This is a genomic window from Bradyrhizobium sp. WSM4873 (genome assembly GCF_055811355.1).
Genome location: NZ_JBVVPS010000007.1, coordinates 173,074 through 191,889 on the forward strand (window position 1 = coordinate 173,074; position 18,816 = coordinate 191,889).

Below are 18,816 nucleotides of genomic sequence, written 5' to 3' on the forward strand. Positions count from 1 at the left end.
CCATGGTCGCTACGCCAGCCCAGTTTGCGAGCTGTGAAATTTGCGGGACGCACGAGTGGACCATCGCATATCAGGGTATAATCCGGGACGGTGCCGTCGGCCAAATCAAGGACGGCGCCCTAGTTGCCCAATGCGGGGGCTGTGGCGTTCAGCGGCTTGACGAAACTGCTTGCATCCCAGAATCCTACTACGAAAGCGATGAGTACCGAAAAACTTTGCGTCAGAGCGTCGAGTCGGAAAAGGCGCTTTTCGAGCAGGACTGGACGAACCGGTACACCCACGATGCCTTGCTCCCGCAAACGGTGCGAGGAAAGATCATCGCGGACGTGGGCTGCGGCATTGGCAGTTTTCTCGATTCATGCCGGGGGCAGGCGGAGTTGCTGATCGCCATCGATCTTTGCGAACCGTATTGGGCGTCGCTGAAGGCACGCGGCTATCGTCAATTCTGCTCTGCCGAAGCCGCGAGCACGGAGTTCCGCGGCAAGGCCGACCTGGCGATTTCGATTCAGGTTATCGAGCACGTCGCCAGCCCGGTTGAATTCCTGCGCAGCATTCGTCCGTTGCTCAACGAGACATCGGGCGAACTGCTGATCACCACGCCAAACCGGAATGACATTCTGATGAAGCTTCTCCCGCAAAAGTTCCCCCAGTTCTTTTATCGCTCGGCGCACCGCTGGTATTTCGACATGGAAAGCCTGATCTCGTGTGCCCTTCGCGCCGGTTATAAGGTTCATGGCAGCCGCTTCTTGCAGAAATACGGCATGGCCAACACCATGCAATGGCTACGCGACGGCAAGCCGAAGGGCTTTGCGTCGCTCGACGGGATCGGGCCGGCGGCCGATGGGTTCTGGAAGGGCTATCTGGAGCAGACCGGAAACGGAGATACGCTCTGTCTGAAGCTGCGCCCGGCGACCGCGACCTGAATTTTATCGAGACGCACATGCTCAATGGCAAGAGGATACTCGCTGTGGTACCCGCCCGCGGCGGTAGCAAGGGAATTCCGCTCAAGAACATCCAGCCGGTCGGCGGCGTGCCGCTGGTGGCGCTGGTCGGCGCCGTTATCAAAGACCTTCCCGAAGTCGACCGCGCCGTAGTGTCGACCGACAGCGACCGCATTGCCGATGTGGCGCGGGCTGCCGGCATAGACGCGCCGTTTCGTCGCCCGGAAGATATTTCCGGCGATACCATCGGTGACTGGGATGTATTAAATCACGCACTGCATGTAACCGAAGCGTTGGACAACTCAATCTATGACATCATTCTCATGCTGCAACCGACCTCGCCGTTGCGCAAGGCGGAGCATGTCCGCGGCTGCCTTGAGAAGCTGGTCAAGGAAGGACTCGATGCGGTGTGGACGGTCTCGGAAACCGATACCAAGAACCATCCGTTGAAGCAGTTGACCCTGGGTCCCAATGACGAACTCGGCTATTACGACTCCGGCGCGGCAAAGATCGTCGCGCGACAGCAGTTGAAGCCGCTCTATCATCGTAACGGTATCGCGTACGCAATCAGCCGCGATTGCCTGCTGAATCAAAAAACGATCCTTGGCCGCAAGACGGCGGGTCTGCTCGTGCCGGAGGCCCATGTCAGCGTCGACACCCCCTGGGACATGGCGCTGGTGGAATTCATACTTGCTTCCAGGAAGAGCGCTGACAAGGGTTCTCCCAATTCATGAGTTCGCTGGGTAACCTCATCGGCCGACTCAAGGGAATTGTTGTCAGGTTAACGGCTATTGCCTCCAGCCTGGCCGGCCATCCCTCGTACGGACTGCTGTATGTCACGGCGAAGCTGAATCTGCCGAAACTGTGCGGCTTGATCCTGATGACCTGCATTCAGCGCCGTCCGATCGGAAGGCCGGCGGGGCGCGCCGCATTTCGCATGCTGGTGCTAAACAAATCGGTTTTCATCGAAGATGTGGTGGCGATCGCCGGCCAGATCGAACATGCAGAACTGCTACTGCTTGGCAGAACCCATCTTCACTTCATCGCCAAGGGGTTCTTCAAGAAGGAAGTGAACGATAACAACTACCACGATTTGACGACGTCGGCGCAGATCGCGGAATATCGCGATTTCCTCAAGTCGGTGTGGCGGGTGCTAAACGCGAAACTTCGGGTCAAATGCGCGCTATCCGGCAACTTCAGCTATTTTGAGGAGCGCGAACTGGCTTATGTCCTGGAGGATGACGGAATCCCGTTCGTCGTCGTCCATAAGGAATGCCTGAAGACCCCGGGGCGCATCGACGAGTACGAACATCTCTACCGGAGCAATAAGGGACCGTTCTGGGGCAGCCGAATCCTGGTCTACAATGACATGGAGAAGGATCTGATCGTTCGGACCGGAGTGACCCAGGCTGAAAAGGTCAAGGTAGTCGGCATGCCGCGGCTGGACTGGATGCATCAGAGCCGGTTGTCGGGAAAGCCGGGGGCGGGACGCAGGACGGTGGTTCTGGTCAGCTTTCACAAGGACCTGAACAGCTTGCCACCGGCCGATATTGACGCGGACGATGGCGACGAGGCGGCGGTCAAGGCTAGCCCACCAAACTTGGAAAATGTCTGGGACGGCGTCCATGCCGCCATGTTCGAATTGGCGCAAGGTCACCCGGAGGTGGATGTCGTTATCAAGACGAAGGGCAACAGCCGGGACTACCAATGGTTTGCAGAGTTGATGGAACGCCATGGTTTCGATGACAACATAGCGAACCTGAAGATCGTTCATGGGGGCGAGTTCCGAGATCACGTCCTCAATGCGACGGTGATCTGCGGCTTGCACTCCACGGGCTTGCTGGAGGCTCTGGCTGCAAACAAGCGGGTGATCATTCCCGTCTTCGATGAATCCGCTGACGCGGGCAATCAACATCACTTCATCGATTTCGGCGAGTCCGTGATCTACGCGAAATCGAAGCAGGATTTTCTCGCGCGGATACTGCAGGAATTGGCGCAAGCCGACGCGCCGGACCGACCTTTCCCCGAAGCCACTCGTTCACTCCTTGATCACTGGCTGGGCAACAGCGACGGCGCTGCGAGCCAACGCGCAGCCGGAGCAATCAAGGAAATCGTCCGTCAGTCGGTCCGGGCCGAATGATGAACAGCGCCCTGGTCGGGAAATTCGTCCTGAAGCTGAAGGAAAAAGGTATTGCTTCGGCTTGCGCCAAGGCGGTGAACTGGCTGATCTTCAAGTTGAAGGCATCGATCGGCTGGGAAGACCAGATCCAGCAGCGCCGCTTGCTCATATCAAGGCAACTGGATGAGCGTTTCGGCTCGCAGGTCAGATATGGGCCGTTTCGGAGGCTGAAACTATCGAAGGCGATCTGGTGGGGCACGACCGATCGGGCCGGAATGTTGTTGGGCTTGTACGAACAGGAAGTTCTGTCCGTGTTGGCGAGCGTGCCCGCCCGGTACAAGCGCGCTTTCATCGAGCTCGGCGCGGCAGACGGTTACTATGCCATTGGGGTGCTGGTGAACGACTTGTTCGACCGCTCTTATTGCTTCGAAATCAGCGACCGGGGGCAGAAGGCGATCGCTGCAAATGCAGCGCTGAACGGGGTCAGTTCGCGTGTCCAGATTCACGGTACTGCGGAAAGTGATTTTCACTCGGTGTTGCCGGAATCTGCGACCGTTAATTCGGTGCTGCTGATCGACATCGAGGGTGCTGAATTCGATATCCTGACCGCGGAGACATTCGAACGATTCGCCAATTCCGTGATCATCGTCGAACTGCATGACCACTTTTTCGCAGACGCGCCGCAGCGCCTTGAACGGCTCAGGAATATCTGCGCGAAGGGTTTCCGCATCGACGAACTGACCACCACGAGCCGGGACCTATCGGTGTTTCCCGAACTGAAGCAATTCAGCGACACCGACCGGTGGCTGATCTGTTCGGAAGGCCGCCGCGCCATGCCGCACTGGTACGTTCTGACGCCGCTGGCCCACCAATGAGCTTGCTGTAAGATGAAACTGTTTATCTTTCCCGGAGAATTGAGCCGGGCGTTTTACGAAAGCCTTCTCGATGGACAGAGCCGTGTCTCCATCAGTTGCGCCCTGTTTGACGACGCCGCGCTGGCGGCGAAATGGGCCAGTTACATTGCCCCGGAAGCGATATGGCATTGGGACCGGCTGACCACGCCGGACCCGCGATCTGTTGAAACAGCGCTTCATCGAGTCCACTACGAGCGTGTGTTGCGGGCAATGATATCAGATCCGCGAACCTACTACATCATGGAACGCCAGTTCCGGGCGGTCGACACCAACATATTCTTCAACAGTGTGTTCAATCGGACAGTAGACATCGAAATACTGCTTTGGAACACGCTCACCATGCTCGACGCTACCAAGCCCGATCGATTTGTCCACTACAACGTCCCGCATGGGAAGTTATGGTTCGTCGCCCGTGTTGCCGAACTGATCGAGATTGAGACTTACGTGGCAGCGACATCGCCGCTGCCATGGAAAGATTGGGCGGTGAAGGGCCTCGACGAACAGCGACCGGTGATTCCGCTGCAAACCGCGCCGCCGACGGCCGGCAATCGAATCGTGGATTTCATTGCCACGCTCAAGGGTAATTATGCGTCTGCGATGCCGTCCTACGAGAAGAAGAGATTCGATTACTTCAAGGGCGGCTTCTATAGTCCGATAAAGGAATTGCGTTCGCTCGCCTACACTGTGCTGACGACCCGGTCGGCATTCACTGGCTTCATGCGCGCGCTGCACTCGCTGCGCAAGCGCGCAGCTGTGATCAACTACGAACGTCTGTCTTCCGAGTTCATGTTGCCGAACAGGTTTGTCGTGTTCTTCATGCATTATCAGCCGGAACGAACGTCAGTGCCCGAGGGCCAGGGCTATGGCCAGCAGTGGCTCGCGCTGAGAGTCCTGGCCAACGCGCTGCCCGAAGGCTATGAGCTTGTTGTCAAGGAGCATCCGAGCATTTTTCGCTATAATTTCGATCCGGGGTTCAGAAGCCTTGAACTGCACGAACAGATCAGTTGTTTGCCAAATACGCGCCTGGTACCGCTGAATTTCTCGCCGTTCGATCTCATCGACAAGGCCGCCGCGATAGCGACGGTCACCGGGACGGTAGGCGTCGAGGCGATCGTCCGTGGCAAGCCGGTAATTGTATTCGGTGCCGCTCAATACCGTGGTCTGAAGGGTGTGTTCCATGTGCGATCGTCCGACGAGGCGCGTTCGGTGATGGCGCGGATCGATGGCGGCGTCGACGTGATGTCCGATGCCGAAGTGGAGGCGTTCCTGTTCCAGGTCGATCGCATGGCTTTCGATACCGACCTATCGGTGAGGCCGGCATCCGCGGGCGTGATGCGGACAGCGATTTTTACTGACCTTGAGGCGCAGGCGCTGGACCGAAGACAGACGGCATGAGTACGCAGCACGGTCGGGAAGTTGCGGTCGGTGACCGCTTTCCATTCGGCGCAAACTGGACTCGGTTCCTTGCGGAGTTCAATGACGCGCGGCTGCGCTCAGCCGAGCAGTCGCTGCGAGACATGCTTGGCGTGAGCACGCTGGAGAACAAGTGCTTTCTCGATATCGGATCGGGTAGCGGTCTCTTCAGTCTGGCGGCACGCAGGCTAGGCGCGAGGGTCCATTCGTTCGATTACGATCCGCAATCGGTGGCGTGCACGCGTGAACTGAAGCGGCGGTTTTACCCCGAAGACGCCGAATGGATTGTCGAGGAAGGCTCCGCCCTTGACGCGGCGTACCTTTCGAGGCTCGGCAGGTTCGATGTCGTCTATTCCTGGGGCGTGCTACACCACACCGGCGATATGAACAAGGCGCTCGCCAACGTGGTTCCGGTCGTGGCGTCAGGTGGCCTGCTGTTCATCGCCCTTTATAACGACCAAGGCTTCGTCAGCCGTTACTGGGCGCTGGTCAAGATCGGCTACAACAAGAATGCTGTCCTGCGTTTGCTTGTGATCGCCGTTCACATGCCTTACCTGTACGGCCTGCGGTGGCTGGTCCGCGCGTTGAACAGAAGCGCCGCTCTTCAGCGCGGCATGTCGCTGTGGCATGATATGATCGACTGGCTGGGCGGATATCCGTTCGAGGTCGCACGTCCAGAGGCGATCTTCCGCCGCTTCCGCGATCAGGGCTTTATCCTCCAGGAGCTGCGGACCTGCGGGGGACGCATGGGTTGCAACGAATATGTCTTCCGTCAGGCCGCAGGCCGTCTGCCTTAAACGCCGAGTCATCGATGCCAATGCCCAAGCGCAATGAGATACATATCGCCGGCCGCGCCATCGGTCCGGATCATCCGCCCTATGTGATCGCTGAGATGTCGGCCAATCACAATGGCAGTGTCGACAATGCCATCAGGATCATCGACGAGGCACGTGCAGCCGGCGCCGATGCAGTCAAGATCCAGACTTATCGGCCTGACACCATTACGCTTGATTGCAACACGGAGGAGTTCCAGATCAAGGGCGGTCTGTGGGATGGACGCAGCCTCTATGAACTCTATACCGAAGGCCATATGCCCTGGGAGTGGCACGCGCCTCTGTTCAAGCATGCCCGCAAGGCAGGCATTACGATCTTCAGTTCGCCTTTTGATGCCACCGCCGTCGATCTGCTGGAATCGCTCGGCGCGCCTGCCTACAAGATCGCTTCATTCGAGGCGGTAGACCTAGCCCTGATCAAATACGTGGCGCACACCGGCAAGCCGATGATCATTTCGACCGGCATTGCCGACGCCGAGGAGATCGCCGAGGCTATCGATGCTGCGAAGGCGGGCGGCTGCCGGGAATTGGCGATCTTGCATTGCGTCAGTGGCTACCCGGCGCCGGCGGAAGACTACAATCTGGCGATCATTCCCGACATGATCGGTCGGTTCGGTTTGGTGACGGGCCTGTCCGATCATACGACGGATAATGTGACAGCGGCCTCGAGCGTCGCGTTGGGAGCTTCGATCATCGAAAAGCACTTCACCCTCGATCGCGATGGCGGAGGACCGGACGACAGCTTTTCGATCGAGCCGCCCGAGCTCGCTGCACTGTGCAGGGATGCGCACACGGCATGGCGCGCGGTCGGCCGGGTCGATTACGGACGCAAGTCGAGCGAGCGCGCCAATGTGAAGTTCCGGCGCTCGCTATACTTCGTCAAGGATTTGAAGGCGGGCGATGTGGTCACGGCGGATGCCGTGCGCAGTGTGAGGCCCGGTTATGGCGCGCCGCCGAAATTTCTCGAGGCCATTATCGGCAGGAAGGTTAACCGCGCCGTGGCGATCAATACTCCTGTGAATTTGAGCTCGCTCGACATGGAATCTCCACGATGAAGATTCTGATTGATCCGGGTATCATGCCCGTCGAACAGATGACCGACTTTCGACGCCGCGCGGCGCACGACATTTCGTTCATTACCGAGAATGCCGGGCTACGCGATGAGTACCTGGGCCGCGACCCCGCGGTCACAATGCCGTTTTACCCACGTATGCGCGACTTGCGCCCGCGCGACAAAGCGAGCCCGAGCTTGCGTGGCGATTCGGTGCGGATTTGGCAAAAACTGATCGACGACCACCAGACCCTGATGATCTTCGATCGGACGGCGCGGGTGCCCTTGAGCAATTCGATGAAGATCGCGCTGATCATCGACTACGTCATTGAATGCCAGCTGTACCTTGAGGCCGAGACGCCGGACGTGCTAGTCTACATGGCCACACCGCATGACATCATTCGATGGGTGTTCGCACGTGTAGCCGAGGAGCTGGGCGTGCGTGTCCAGTATTTCCAGGAAACCTTGTTGCCCTGGCGTTTTGCATTGATGGAGGGAATCTGCCGCGACGCAGCGCCGGTTTTGCCGCGGGCGGCTGCGACCAGCGCCAACGAGAGGGCGCTAGCGGCGGACTATGCGAGGCAAAAGCAGGGAAGTTTCGATGAAGCTTTCCCGAAATACGAACGAGATCGGCTCAACCGCAATCGTGGACGCTACTACAATCTCCGCAGGGACTTTGTTCGCTCCTGGAAGCGTCCCGATCTGATGCTCAACAAGCGGCTGTGTTACCAGGCATATCAGGCGTTGGCGCGCGATCCGGTGGACGGCGACAAATACGCGATCTTCTTCATGCATTTCCAGCCGGAACGAACCACCTTGCCGGAGGGCTATGGATTCGCCCAGCAACTGGCCGCTATTATTGCTCTTGACGCTTCGTTGCCCGAGGGCACGAAGCTCTACGTTAAGGAGCACCCGACGACGTTCACTCATGACTGCATGTGGAAGGAGCGGCTGCCGTTCTGGTACGGACTGATCGACAAGCTCAAGAAGGTTCAACTGGTATCGATCGGGGCAGATCCTTACGAGCTGATTGACAGGAGCGTTTGCGTTTCGACCATCGCCGGTACCGTCGCGGGTGAGGCGCTGATCCGCGGCAAGCCCGTGGTGATATTTGGGCGGGGTTCGATCAGTTTGGCGCAGACGCCGGGATTGCACAAATATGTGGAACAGCAGGCCTTGCGCGCCTTTCTCGAAAGCTCTAATGCGAAGCAACCGCCGCCTTTCAGTCTGATGGATTATTTCAATGACATTGCCGGCAATACGTATTCCGGCGCTGGAGGGCACCGGGAATTCGACGCGGTCCAAGCCAATCTGGAAGGCGTCCGCTTCTCGGCATTATCGGAGGCCTATGCAGATATCATGGGCGTAACGCGCGACCGGGCGGCATAATCATTCAACGCATATGTATCTATATTCCGACGCTACATGGCGGCGGGGCCGAACGTATGATGGTGAACCTGGCCAACGATTTGCGAGGCCGTGGTTATACCGTCGACTTGGTTCTGGTCGAGGCGCGGGGTCCCTATTTAGCCGAGGTCGCGGCTGGCGTTGACGTCGTTGACCTTCGGGCGGACGGTGTTATGTCCAGCCTGCCCGCCTTCGCCCGGCATCTATCAAACACCCGGCCGGCGGTGATCATATCGGCACTGAGCCATGCAAATCTGGTCGCCATAGGGGCGCGCATGTTGTCGCGCGTTCCGTGCCGGCTCATCATTAGCGAACGCAGCGTGTTGTTTGCTCCGGGAATGCCTGCACCTTCGTGGAAAGAACGCGTGATCCGCGTGCTGATGAAGTTGTTTTATCCCCTTGCTGATCAAGTTGTAGCGATCTCTCGCGGGGTTCAGGACGATCTCTACAGGTGGATAAATCTGCCGCCCGGAAAGGTCAGGACGATTTACAACCCGGTTATCGCGGCCGGACTTTCTGATCTGGCGTCCGCGCCGAGTCCTCATCCGTGGCTGGCGCAAGGTGAACCCCCGGTCATTCTCGGCGTTGGCCGGCTGACCCCGCAGAAGGACTTCGCATCGTTAATCCGCGCTTTCGCAGCGGTGCGCAAGACCCGTCTGTGTCGTTTGGTGATCCTGGGCGAGGGCGAATTGCGATCCGAGTTGGAGGCCATGGTGAACGATCTGGGCCTCAATGAGGACGTGCTGATGCCCGGCTTTCAAAACAATCCGTTTGCGTGGATGAGCCGCTCGGCCGTCTTTGTCTTTTCTTCGATCTTCGAGGGGTTGGGCGGCGCGCTAATTCAGGCGATGGCCTGTGGCACCCCCGTGGTCAGCACCGATTGTCCGAGCGGACCCGCCGAGATTCTCGAAGATGGCAAATGGGGCCGCTTGGTACCGGTCGGGGACACGCAGGCCCTCGCCGGTGCGATCATGCTTACGATCGACGAGGATTCCCGTCCGGATGTCAGGCAACGGGCGTCGTTCTTTTCCGACACGCGCTCCGTGGACGAGTACCTTGATGTCTGCTTTCCACAAAACGCAACTGAGGGTGGTGACCGCATGCGCCGAATGGGGAAATGAATGCGCGTATTGCACATAATCACCGGCCTCGGAATTGGCGGCGCTGAGTCTATGTTGTTGCAATTGATAAAGGCTTCGGATCGTTCCAGGGTAGAACATGCCGTGCTGACTCTGACTTCGGCCAATGCGTTGGTACCGCAGTTCGAAGCGCTGGGCATCACGGTGACGGATCTTCACGCCGGTGGTCTCGGCGGTTTGACCGCATTGTTCCGAGCGAGGAAGCGAATCAAGACCTTCGCACCGAACGTGTTGATGACCTGGTTGCACCATTCGGACCTGTTCGGAGTCATGCTCAGGGTGGGGACGCCCTCTCTTCCACTCCTCTGGAACATTCGCTGCTCGAAGTTGTCCTCGGCTGAACTTCCCTGGCGCAACCTGCTCATTGTGAGACTGCTCGCCTGGCTATCGTGGATTCCGAAAGTTATCGTGGCGAATTCAATCGCGGGAAAGCAGGAACATATAGCCGTCGGTTATCGATCCAAGGGATGGCGCGTCTTGCCGAACGGCTTCGATACAAAGCGTTTCACCCTCGACCGCGATGCCGGCACCAGGGTACGAATGGCGTCGGGAATTCCGCTGGATGGATTCGTTGTCGGATTGGTCGGTCGTTATCACCCAATGAAAGGCTTTGATCTGTTCATTCAAGCCGCGGGCAGACTCCCCAAGACTTCCCGCCCAGTCCATTTTGTTTTAGTCGGTACGGATGTCGATGCAGCCAATGCAGAATTGGGGAAGCTGATCGCTATGGCCGAATTGGAGGGACGCATCACCCTTCTCGGTCAGCGCACGGACATTGCCGACGTCATGAATGCTTTCGATGTCATCGCCTGTACGTCGACCAGCGAAGGCTTTTCCAACGTCATCGGGGAGGCCATGTCCTGCGGGGTACCCTGCGTCGCCACAGATGTCGGTGACAACGCGACCCTCGTCGGTCCTGGCGGCAGCATCGTGCCGGCGGGTGACGCTGATGCGCTGGCGGCGGCGCTGGTCCGGATGGTCGAAACACCCCCGGAATTATTCAGAGAATTGAAATTGCGTGCTCGTGCGCACATTCTCGAGAATTTCGCGATCGAGGATGTATCCTTCCGGTACGACAACCTGTTCGATGAATTTGCAGTGCCGCCGAGATAGGCACCGATATGGCCTCTGATGTCGTGCCTAGGGTTCGGGACTGCCCACAGGCTGCGTCCTCGCGCCCTTAATGCCGGCCCGTTTTCGTCGGGCGGGATCGAGACCGTTTCAGTTGGAAATTGTTCATGAAACAAGAAGAAATGCGCCTCGGTCAGGAGATGCACGACCTTGCGCGCACGCTTTTCCCAATTTGTCGAAGCCTGACCGGCGACGGGGTCCGGGAAACTCTGAGGATCATCCGTCAGCGCCTTCCTGACCTGAGCCTCTACGAGGTGCCGAGTGGAACGCCGGTGTTCGACTGGGTCGTCCCGCCGGAGTGGAACATCCGCGGCGCGTATCTGGTCGGCCCGGACGGCAGCAAGGTCGTCGACTTCCAGATCAACAATCTGCACGTCGTCGGATATTCCGAGCCGGTCGACCGGGAGCTGTCTCTCGCGGAACTGCAGCCGCACCTGTATTCATTGCCCGAACAACCGAACGCAATCCCGTACGTCACCTCCTACTACGAGCGCCGTTGGGGCTTTTGCCTCAGTCATCGTGACCGCGAGGCGTTGAAGGACGGAACCTATCGGGCTGTCATCGACGCTACGCTGGCGCCGGGCGCGCTCACCTATGCCGACCTGGTGCTGCCCGGCAAGTCGGACAAGGAGGTGCTTCTTTCGACCTATGTCTGTCATCCGTCGCTTGGCAACAACGAATTGTCGGGACCGGTCGTCACCACCTTTCTGGCTCGCTGGCTGGCGACGCTGCCAAGCAGGCACTTCACCTATCGTTTCGTCTTCATACCTGAAACGATCGGATCAATTGCCTACATCAGCCGGCATCTCGCCGCATTGAAAGCGCAGGTTGTGGCTGGCTTCAACGTTACTTGCGTGGGAGACGATCGGACATATTCATTCGTTCCTTCCCGAAACGGCAACACCCTAGTCGATAAGGTAGCACTGCACGCCCTTCGACATGTAGCTGGATCTTTTGACGAATACACCTACCTCGATCGAGGCGGCGACGAGCGCCAATACTGCGCTCCGGGTGTCGATCTACCGGTCGTATCGGTGATGCGCTCGAAGTACGGGACTTATCCCGAATACCATACCTCGCTTGATAATCTGTCACTCGTCACGCCGCAGGGGCTCGCCGGGGGGTTCAAAGCGATCCAGCGCTGCATCGAGGTGCTGGAGTTAGACCGGACCTATGTCGCCTGCCAGCTTTGTGAACCACAAATGGGCCGGCGCGGTCTCTACAGTACGCTTGGTACGGCACAGATCAGCGAGGCGGCAAAGAACCGGATGAACATCCTGGCCTATTGCGACGGGCAGCATAGCGTTCTTGCAATCGCTGAAAAGCTTGGACTGCCGGCGTGGGATCTGGCTCCATATTTCGCGGAACTCGTGGCGCACGGACTCATCAAAGAAGCCGCCGCAACGGCAGCCGTTTAACGCGTTCAGCCTTCGACAATATAGAGATTGCCCAGCGCGCGGCCTTCGCGGATTACTCTGGCGGTGGCGTCAAACATGGCCTCCGCAGCGATGACGCGCAGGCCACTGTTCTGGTTTGGCCGCGAACCCGCATACAGGCCCTGCTGCCACAGCAGTTCGCCCATCGGATCGACGTGGGTCAGAACGCCCTTCTCGATGTCGCGAACGAACAGGCCGCAACTCCGCTCGGATGGGTGGCCCTGAGCATCAATGCAGGTCCCAGTGAACGTCTTGTGATATCGATACGGCACATCAAGCGCCTCTTCGACATAATGATAGAAGGTCATACTGTGCTGGTCGGGAAGATCGAGCACTGCGATCTTGCCGCCATTGCGATGGAGCAGGGCGAACGGAGAATCCGCGCCATATCCGCTGAAATTTTCCAGGCCACGAAACTCTTCTTGTTGGGCGCCGACAGCCGCAAACGAATAGATGGGATGACTGGTCCGGACAGAGAAGGCGTTCCGTCGTGCCACTTCCGTCAGAATTCCCATTTGGCTTGGGGTTGAGCGGATATCAAATGAGACGCCTCGCGTAAATTCGAAGTTGAATAGGGGCAATAGCAGTGTCCCGGATTTTCCCACCGCTTCCAGAAAGCTGCGGAGCAACGTCTCCGGAAACAAATTCTCACCCCGGCGCCGTGCGCTGCGGATGGTACGGCGAATGTCACTGTGAAGCAGCACCATATCGCCGTCCTCGATCCCCGACGCACGCCATTGGTCGGCAAGACGGACAATGGTCTCCTTCTGCATTACGCAGGCCTCCCATCAACCCCAGCGGTCGCGCCAGGCCTCGAACATCAGCACATTCCACAGCATGTATTCGCGATTGGCCCGCCCGCTGACATGCTCGTCCCACACGCGACGTACCACCTTGGCGTCGAAGAAGCCGCCCTGTTGCAGCCGGGATTCCGCCAGGAGGTTCTCCGCCCAGTCGCGCAGCGGCCCACGCAGCCAGTCGGCAAGCGGCACCGCGAAGCCCATCTTCGGCCGCTCCACCAGTTCCTTCGGGACGTGCCGATACAGCACTTGCCGCAGCAGCCATTTGGTGATGTCGCCGCGGATCTTCGCTTCGCGCGGCAACCGCCAGGCGAACTCGACCACCCTGTGGTCGATCAGAGGCACGCGTGCCTCCAGCGCCACGGCCATGCTGGCGCGGTCGACCTTGGTCAGGATGTCGTCCGGCAGATAGGTTACCAGGTCGAAGAACTGCATGCGTTCGAGCAACGCCGGAAAATCGGTATCGACGGAAGCATCCCACAAGGTGCCGTTGACTTCCTGCGCCTGTCTGACGACCGCGTCCGGCTCCCAATGCGTTACCAGTTTTCGATAGAGTTCAGTCTCGCCTTCGAGCGGCAGAATGCCGGCGATCTTGTGCATCTTGTCGCCGATTTGACGCGGCCTGACGCTCGCTGGAATGACCGACAACAGCTGCGTCCACCGGTCCGCCGGCAGGATCGCGATCATACGCGCCAGCGCCAGACGCAGCGGCCGAGGCAAGCGGTGCAGGGAGCGCAACTGCTCGGTGTATTGATAGCGCGTGTAGCCGCCGAACAGCTCATCGCCGCCGTCGCCGGACAGCGCTACCGTCACATGCTGCCGTGTCAGTGCGGAAACGAGATAAGTCGGGATTTGCGAAGAATCCGCGAAAGGCTCGTCGTAATACTCCTGCAGTCGCGGAATGACATCAAGCGCGTCCTGTGAGCTTACGATCATTTCGGTGTGCTCGGTACCGAGGTGCTTCGCTACCGCTGCCGCATGGGTGGCCTCATCGTAGCCGGAATTAGCGAAGCCGATCGTGTAGGTGCGCACCGGACCGGCATTGGCGGCCTTCATCAGTGCCACTACGGTAGACGAGTCGATGCCGCCCGAGAGGAACGCGCCGACGGGCACGTCCGCTACCATGCGCCGCTTCACCGCATCGCGCAGCAGCGCCTCCAGTTGATCGGTCATCTCCACGTCGCTGCCGCGCAGCGGATTAGCAAGGCCGGCCTTCGCCACCGCGCGCGCGTCCCAGAAACGCTCGATGCGCGGCTCGCCGCCCCAAGGCAGCGTCAGGATGGCGCCTGGCTCGAGCTTCTTCACCTCCTGGTAGATCGAATGCGGCGCAGGGATGTAATTGTGTCGCATGTAGGCGGCGAGCGCGCCGCGGTCCATGTGCGACGTCCAGCCGGGATAAGCGCGCAGCGATTTCAGTTCGGAGCCGAACAGGAACAGCCCGCCTTGCTTCATCCAGTATAGCGGCTTGATGCCGATCCTGTCGCGGATCAGCGTCAGCGTGCGATCGCGCCTGTCCCACACCGCGATGGTGAACATGCCGATCAACCGCTTCACGGTCGGTGCGATACCGTAGGCGGCGAAGGCTTCCAGCATTACCTCGGTGTCGGAATGGCCTCGGAACTTGACACCGCGCGCTTCCAGCTCGGGGCGCAGATCTTGGAAGTTATAAACTTCGCCATTGAAGGTGATGACAAGGTGTCCGTCGGCCGAGACCATCGGCTGATGGCCGGCCGGCGACAGATCGACGATCGACAGCCGCCGGTGCGTCAGCGCGACGCCGGCGTCGAGATCGGTCCACAGGCCGTGATCGTCAGGCCCGCGATGGGCAAGGGAGTCTGCCATCGTCGTCGCGTCGCGATCGAGGCTTCGGCACGCCGCTGTCGATGAGTTGAGAACGCCCGCGATTCCGCACATCAGTTGTTCCGGACATTTTCGGCTAAGGCTTCATTGTTAGCATCTATTCTCGCATCTCGAAAGGACTGCTAACCAGTAAAGAGGAAGCCGCTTCAAGCGTGCATATTCGCGGCGCGCGTGGAAGCAAGTGTCAATCAGTTTTTTATAGGTTCAGGGAAACGTTTCGAGGAGATTTCCACAGATGTTGCTTCTATAGGTGTGAGCCTATGGTTTTCCTCAGGGGCCTCGCGACATTACACCGGGAAGCACGGTGTCTACCGCTCGTCTGAAATCACTTTGCCGTCGTTCGGCAACGAGGCGGCCGCGACCAGTTCGACATTGCCGCCGAGCTTGATCACCGTGCGCAATGTCGTCGATAGCTCGCTTTGAAGCGTTTCGCTCGCAGAGGCGGCTTCCGCTTTCAGGGTCATCAGATCGGCCTCGCCCGACCTTGTGACGACCAGGCGCAGCCGCCCCAGTTCGGGATGGCGCTTGCCGATCTCGGCGATCTGTTCCGGCCGCACAAACATGCCCTTGACCTTGGTGGTCTGGTCGGCGCGGCCCATCCAACCCTTGATGCGCATGTTGGTGCGCCCGCAGGGGCTGGTCCCCGGCAGTGCCGCGGTGAGGTCGCCGAGAGCGAGCCGGATCCAGGGATGGTGCGGGTCGAGCGACGTCACGACGATCTCGCCGACGTCGCCGGGCGCCACGGGATCGCCGGTCCCGGGCTTGACGATCTCCATGATCAGGTTCTCGTTCACGACCATGCCGTCGCGCGCAACGGTCTCGAAGGCGATGAGGCCGAGATCGGCGGTGCCGAAGGCCTGGTAGGCGTCGATGCCGCGCGCCTTGATCTCCGCCTGGAGCGAGGGCGGGAAGGCCGCGCCCGAGACCAGCGCGCGCTTGATCGAGGAGACGTCGCGTCCTGAGCTTGCGGCAGCATCGAGCAAGATCTTCAGGAAGTCCGGCGTGCCGCTGTAGCCGACCGGACGGTAGGCCTCGATCAGCTCGAATTGCTGCTCGGTATTCCCTGGACCAGCCGGGATCACGGCGCAACCGAGCGCGCGGGCCGACGCATCGAAGATGAAGCCGCCGGGGGTGAGATGATAGCTGAAGGTGTTGAGCACGATGTCGTCGGGCCGAAACCCGGCCGCGAACAGCGCCCGTGCGCCGCGCCACGGATCGGCCTGCCGCCCCTCCGGCTCGAAAATCGGCCCGGGGGAGGTGAAGAGGCGGGCGAACGAGCCGGGCGCCGCCGCGACGAACCCTCCGAAGGGCGTGGAGGCCTTGTGCAGGGCCGGCAGTTCCGACTTGCGCAGCACTGGGAGGCCCGCCAGTGCCGCCCTGGAGGTCACGGTAGCCGGATCCAGGCCTTTCAGCCGATCAGCATAGGCGGGCGCGGTCATCGCAGAGCGCAGCACGCCGGGCAGGCGGGCGAACAGATCGGCCTCGCGCGCGGCTTGCTCGCGCGTCTCGAGGGCGTCGTAATGGGCGGTCATGGCTGATCTTTCCGTGTTGGCATCCGTTGCGTGCCGCCGCCGGCATGGGTATCAGACGGCCATGGACGAGGTTTGAAGAGGACGCGATGGCGGACGAGGGAATCAGTGCGGCGGACGAGGCGTCGGACGTCGTGCCGCGCCTGAAGCGCCGCATGATCGACGAGGCGCTGCCGTTGTGGTCGACGGTCGGCTGGGACCATGGCGCGGGTGGTTTCATCGATCGACTGCATCGTGACGGCACGGCGGACAGCGCCGCGCCGCGTCGGGTGTTCGTGCAAGCACGTCAGATCTGGTGCTACGCCAAGGCTGCGCAGATGGGCTGGTACCCTGAGGGGCGCGCCATCGCACTGAAGGGCCTCGAGCATCTGCTCGCCAAGGCAAAGGCGCCCGACGGCCGGCCCGGCTACGTGCACCGGCTGACGCCGGAGGGCGCGGTGCTGGACGGCCGGCGCGACGCCTACGACCACGCCTTCATCCTGTTTGCGCTCGCGGCCGTCTATGCGCTCGACCAGGACGCACAAATTCGCACCGAGATCGACGCGCTGCTCGCCTTCCTCGACGGCCATCTGCGCTCGCCGCACGGCGGCGTCCACGAAGGCCTTCCGGTCTCGCTGCCGCGCCGGCAGAATCCGCACATGCATCTGTTCGAGGCGATGATCGCGTGCTTCGACGCGACCCACGATTTGTCGTTCCAAAACCGTGCCGGCGAGTTCTTCGCGCTGTTCCTCGCCAATCTCTACGACAAGCGGACGCGTGCGCTCGGCGAATATTTCGAAGAGGACTGGTCGAAGATCGCGCCGGTCAGCGTCGAGCCCGGCCACCAGGCGGAATGGGTCTGGTTGCTGAAGGGGTTCGAACGCATCACGGGCTGCCCGACCGGACAGCGGCGCGCCGAGTTGCTGGAAACCGCGCTGCGCTATCGCGACGAGGCCACCGGCTGCCTGATCGACGAGGGTGACGACGCCGGCAACATTCGCCGCACTACGCGCCGGCTGTGGCCACAGACCGAGATTGCGAAGGCGTGGATCGCGCAGGCCGAATCCGGCGAGGAGGGCGCGGCGGACGAGGCGCGCATGGCGCTGGCGCGGCTCGAACGCCATCATCTCAGCCATCCCGTGCGGGGCGGCTGGTACGACCAGTTCGAGCGCGACGGCAAATCGCTGATCGACACCATTCCTGCGTCGTCGTTCTATCATGTTCTCTGCGCAGTCACGGAAGCGGAACAGGTATTGGAAGGTTAAAGCCAGCGCTTGCGCCGCTTGAAGCTCTTGAGGTTCTTGAAGCTCTTGCGCTGGTCGCCGGCGCCGCCGAGGTAGAATTCCTTGACGTCCTCGTTGTCGCGCAATTCGTCCGCGGTGCCGTCGAGCACGACCTTGCCCTGCTCCATGATGTAGCCGTGGCTTGCCACCGACAGCGCGGCGCGGGCGTTCTGCTCGACCAGGAGAATGGTGACGCCGAGATCACGGTTGATCTTGTGGATTATCGAGAACACCTCTTTCACCAGCAGCGGCGACAAGCCCATCGAGGGCTCGTCCATCAGGATCATCTTCGGTCGCGCCATCAGCGCGCGGCCGATCGCGAGCATCTGCTGTTCGCCGCCGGAGAGATAACCGGCAAGCCCGGTGCGCTCTTTCAGACGCGGGAAATAATTGAAGACCATATCGAGATCGGCGCCGACCTCGCGGTCCCTGCGGGTGAAGGCGCCGAGCTTGAGGTTTTCCAGCGAGGTCATGTCGGCCACGATGCGCCGGCCCTCCATCACCTGGAAGATGCCGCGGCGGACGATCTTGTCGGGGTCGATGCCATTGATCCGCTCGTCTTCGAACAAGATTTCGCCACGCGTGACTTCGCCGTCCTCGGTTTTGAGTAGTCCTGAGATCGCCTTCAGCGTCGTCGACTTGCCGGCGCCGTTGGCGCCGAGCAGCGCCACGATCGCGCCCTTGGGCACGTCGAGGCTGAGACCGCGCAGCACCAGGATGACGTCGTCATAGACGACCTCGATGTTGCGCACGGCGAGGAGGGGCGGCGCGGGTACGATGCCGGGGGAGGGACGAGCAGCTGCTTCGTGAATTTCGGTCATGCCTCATACTCCGCTGTCGTCGCGCGGCTTGACCGGGCGACCCAGTATTCCAGAGACGCCTGAGACTCACGGAGAGGCCCCGGCGTACTTGATCCCCCGCTCCAGTGCGCGCTGCGCACAAGGCGGGGGATGACATTTGTGTGTGAGGTGAGCGCTAAGC

The 18,816-nt window shown here is 60.3% G+C and carries 16 protein-coding genes; 12 read left to right on the forward strand and 4 right to left on the reverse strand.

Going from position 1 to position 18,816, the window contains the following annotated elements:
* Nucleotides 1-2: 2 nt before the first annotated feature.
* The 11 genes from AC0L21_RS13165 (at nt 3) to AC0L21_RS13215 (ending at nt 12,366) form a co-directional block, all read left to right on the forward strand.
* Nucleotides 3-923: a class I SAM-dependent methyltransferase gene (locus AC0L21_RS13165; RefSeq protein ID WP_473261980.1), complete on the forward strand. Its 921-nt coding sequence runs from the start codon at nt 3-5 to the stop codon at nt 921-923.
* A gap of 17 nt (nt 924-940) precedes the next feature.
* On the forward strand, nt 941-1,675 hold the full coding sequence (locus AC0L21_RS13170) for an acylneuraminate cytidylyltransferase family protein (protein ID WP_473261982.1): 735 nt from the start codon (nt 941-943) through the stop codon (nt 1,673-1,675).
* Nucleotides 1,672-3,081 (forward strand): hypothetical protein, encoded by a 1,410-nt coding sequence (locus AC0L21_RS13175; RefSeq protein ID WP_473261985.1) that lies wholly within the window; start codon nt 1,672-1,674, stop codon nt 3,079-3,081. Before AC0L21_RS13170 ends, AC0L21_RS13175 begins: the two co-directional genes overlap by 4 nt.
* The gene (locus AC0L21_RS13180) at nt 3,078-3,935 is read left to right on the forward strand and encodes an FkbM family methyltransferase (RefSeq protein ID WP_473261987.1); all 858 of its coding nucleotides are present in this window, start codon (nt 3,078-3,080) and stop codon (nt 3,933-3,935) included. Before AC0L21_RS13175 ends, AC0L21_RS13180 begins: the two co-directional genes overlap by 4 nt.
* 12 nt (nt 3,936-3,947) lie before the next feature.
* Nucleotides 3,948-5,369, forward strand: a complete 1,422-nt coding sequence (locus AC0L21_RS13185) for a capsular polysaccharide export protein, LipB/KpsS family (protein ID WP_473261990.1) — start codon at nt 3,948-3,950, stop codon at nt 5,367-5,369.
* Nucleotides 5,366-6,184, forward strand: coding sequence for a class I SAM-dependent methyltransferase (locus tag AC0L21_RS13190; protein WP_473261992.1), 819 nt, complete (start codon nt 5,366-5,368; stop codon nt 6,182-6,184). The genes AC0L21_RS13185 and AC0L21_RS13190 overlap by 4 nt, the downstream gene beginning before the upstream one ends.
* Before the next feature lie 14 nt (nt 6,185-6,198).
* The gene (gene pseI, locus AC0L21_RS13195) at nt 6,199-7,275 is read left to right on the forward strand and encodes a pseudaminic acid synthase (protein ID WP_473261995.1); all 1,077 of its coding nucleotides are present in this window, start codon (nt 6,199-6,201) and stop codon (nt 7,273-7,275) included.
* Nucleotides 7,272-8,660 carry a capsular polysaccharide export protein, LipB/KpsS family gene (locus AC0L21_RS13200; RefSeq protein WP_473261998.1) on the forward strand — a complete coding sequence of 463 codons (1,389 nt, stop codon included), beginning with the start codon at nt 7,272-7,274 and terminating at the stop codon, nt 8,658-8,660. Before pseI ends, AC0L21_RS13200 begins: the two co-directional genes overlap by 4 nt.
* A gap of 23 nt (nt 8,661-8,683) precedes the next feature.
* Nucleotides 8,684-9,799: a glycosyltransferase gene (locus AC0L21_RS13205; RefSeq protein WP_473262143.1), complete on the forward strand. Its 1,116-nt coding sequence runs from the start codon at nt 8,684-8,686 to the stop codon at nt 9,797-9,799.
* Nucleotides 9,800-10,930, forward strand: a complete 1,131-nt coding sequence (locus AC0L21_RS13210; protein ID WP_473262000.1) for a glycosyltransferase — start codon at nt 9,800-9,802, stop codon at nt 10,928-10,930.
* Between the two features lie 125 nt (nt 10,931-11,055).
* A complete protein-coding gene (locus tag AC0L21_RS13215) occupies nt 11,056-12,366 on the forward strand; it encodes a DUF4910 domain-containing protein (protein ID WP_473262002.1) in 1,311 nt (436 codons plus the stop codon).
* A gap of 5 nt (nt 12,367-12,371) precedes the next feature.
* Here AC0L21_RS13215 and AC0L21_RS13220 read toward each other — a convergent pair whose 3' ends face one another.
* From AC0L21_RS13220 to AC0L21_RS13230, 3 genes are all read right to left on the reverse strand, one after another.
* The gene (locus tag AC0L21_RS13220; protein ID WP_473262004.1) at nt 12,372-13,157 is read right to left on the reverse strand and encodes an AAC(3) family N-acetyltransferase; all 786 of its coding nucleotides are present in this window, start codon (nt 13,155-13,157) and stop codon (nt 12,372-12,374) included.
* A gap of 15 nt (nt 13,158-13,172) precedes the next feature.
* Nucleotides 13,173-15,098 (reverse strand): asparagine synthase (glutamine-hydrolyzing), encoded by a 1,926-nt coding sequence (gene asnB, locus AC0L21_RS13225; protein WP_473262006.1) that lies wholly within the window; start codon nt 15,096-15,098, stop codon nt 13,173-13,175.
* 254 nt (nt 15,099-15,352) lie between these two features.
* Nucleotides 15,353-16,576 (reverse strand): phenylacetate--CoA ligase family protein, encoded by a 1,224-nt coding sequence (locus AC0L21_RS13230; protein WP_473262008.1) that lies wholly within the window; start codon nt 16,574-16,576, stop codon nt 15,353-15,355.
* An 86-nt stretch (nt 16,577-16,662) separates the two neighbouring features.
* Here AC0L21_RS13230 and AC0L21_RS13235 point away from each other — a divergent pair, with 86 nt between their 5' ends.
* The gene (locus tag AC0L21_RS13235) at nt 16,663-17,817 is read left to right on the forward strand and encodes an AGE family epimerase/isomerase (RefSeq protein ID WP_473262010.1); all 1,155 of its coding nucleotides are present in this window, start codon (nt 16,663-16,665) and stop codon (nt 17,815-17,817) included.
* Here AC0L21_RS13235 and AC0L21_RS13240 read toward each other — a convergent pair.
* On the reverse strand, nt 17,814-18,656 hold the full coding sequence (locus AC0L21_RS13240) for an ABC transporter ATP-binding protein (RefSeq protein ID WP_473262012.1): 843 nt from the start codon (nt 18,654-18,656) through the stop codon (nt 17,814-17,816). The genes AC0L21_RS13235 and AC0L21_RS13240 overlap by 4 nt on opposite strands.
* Nucleotides 18,657-18,816: the final 160 nt, after the last annotated feature.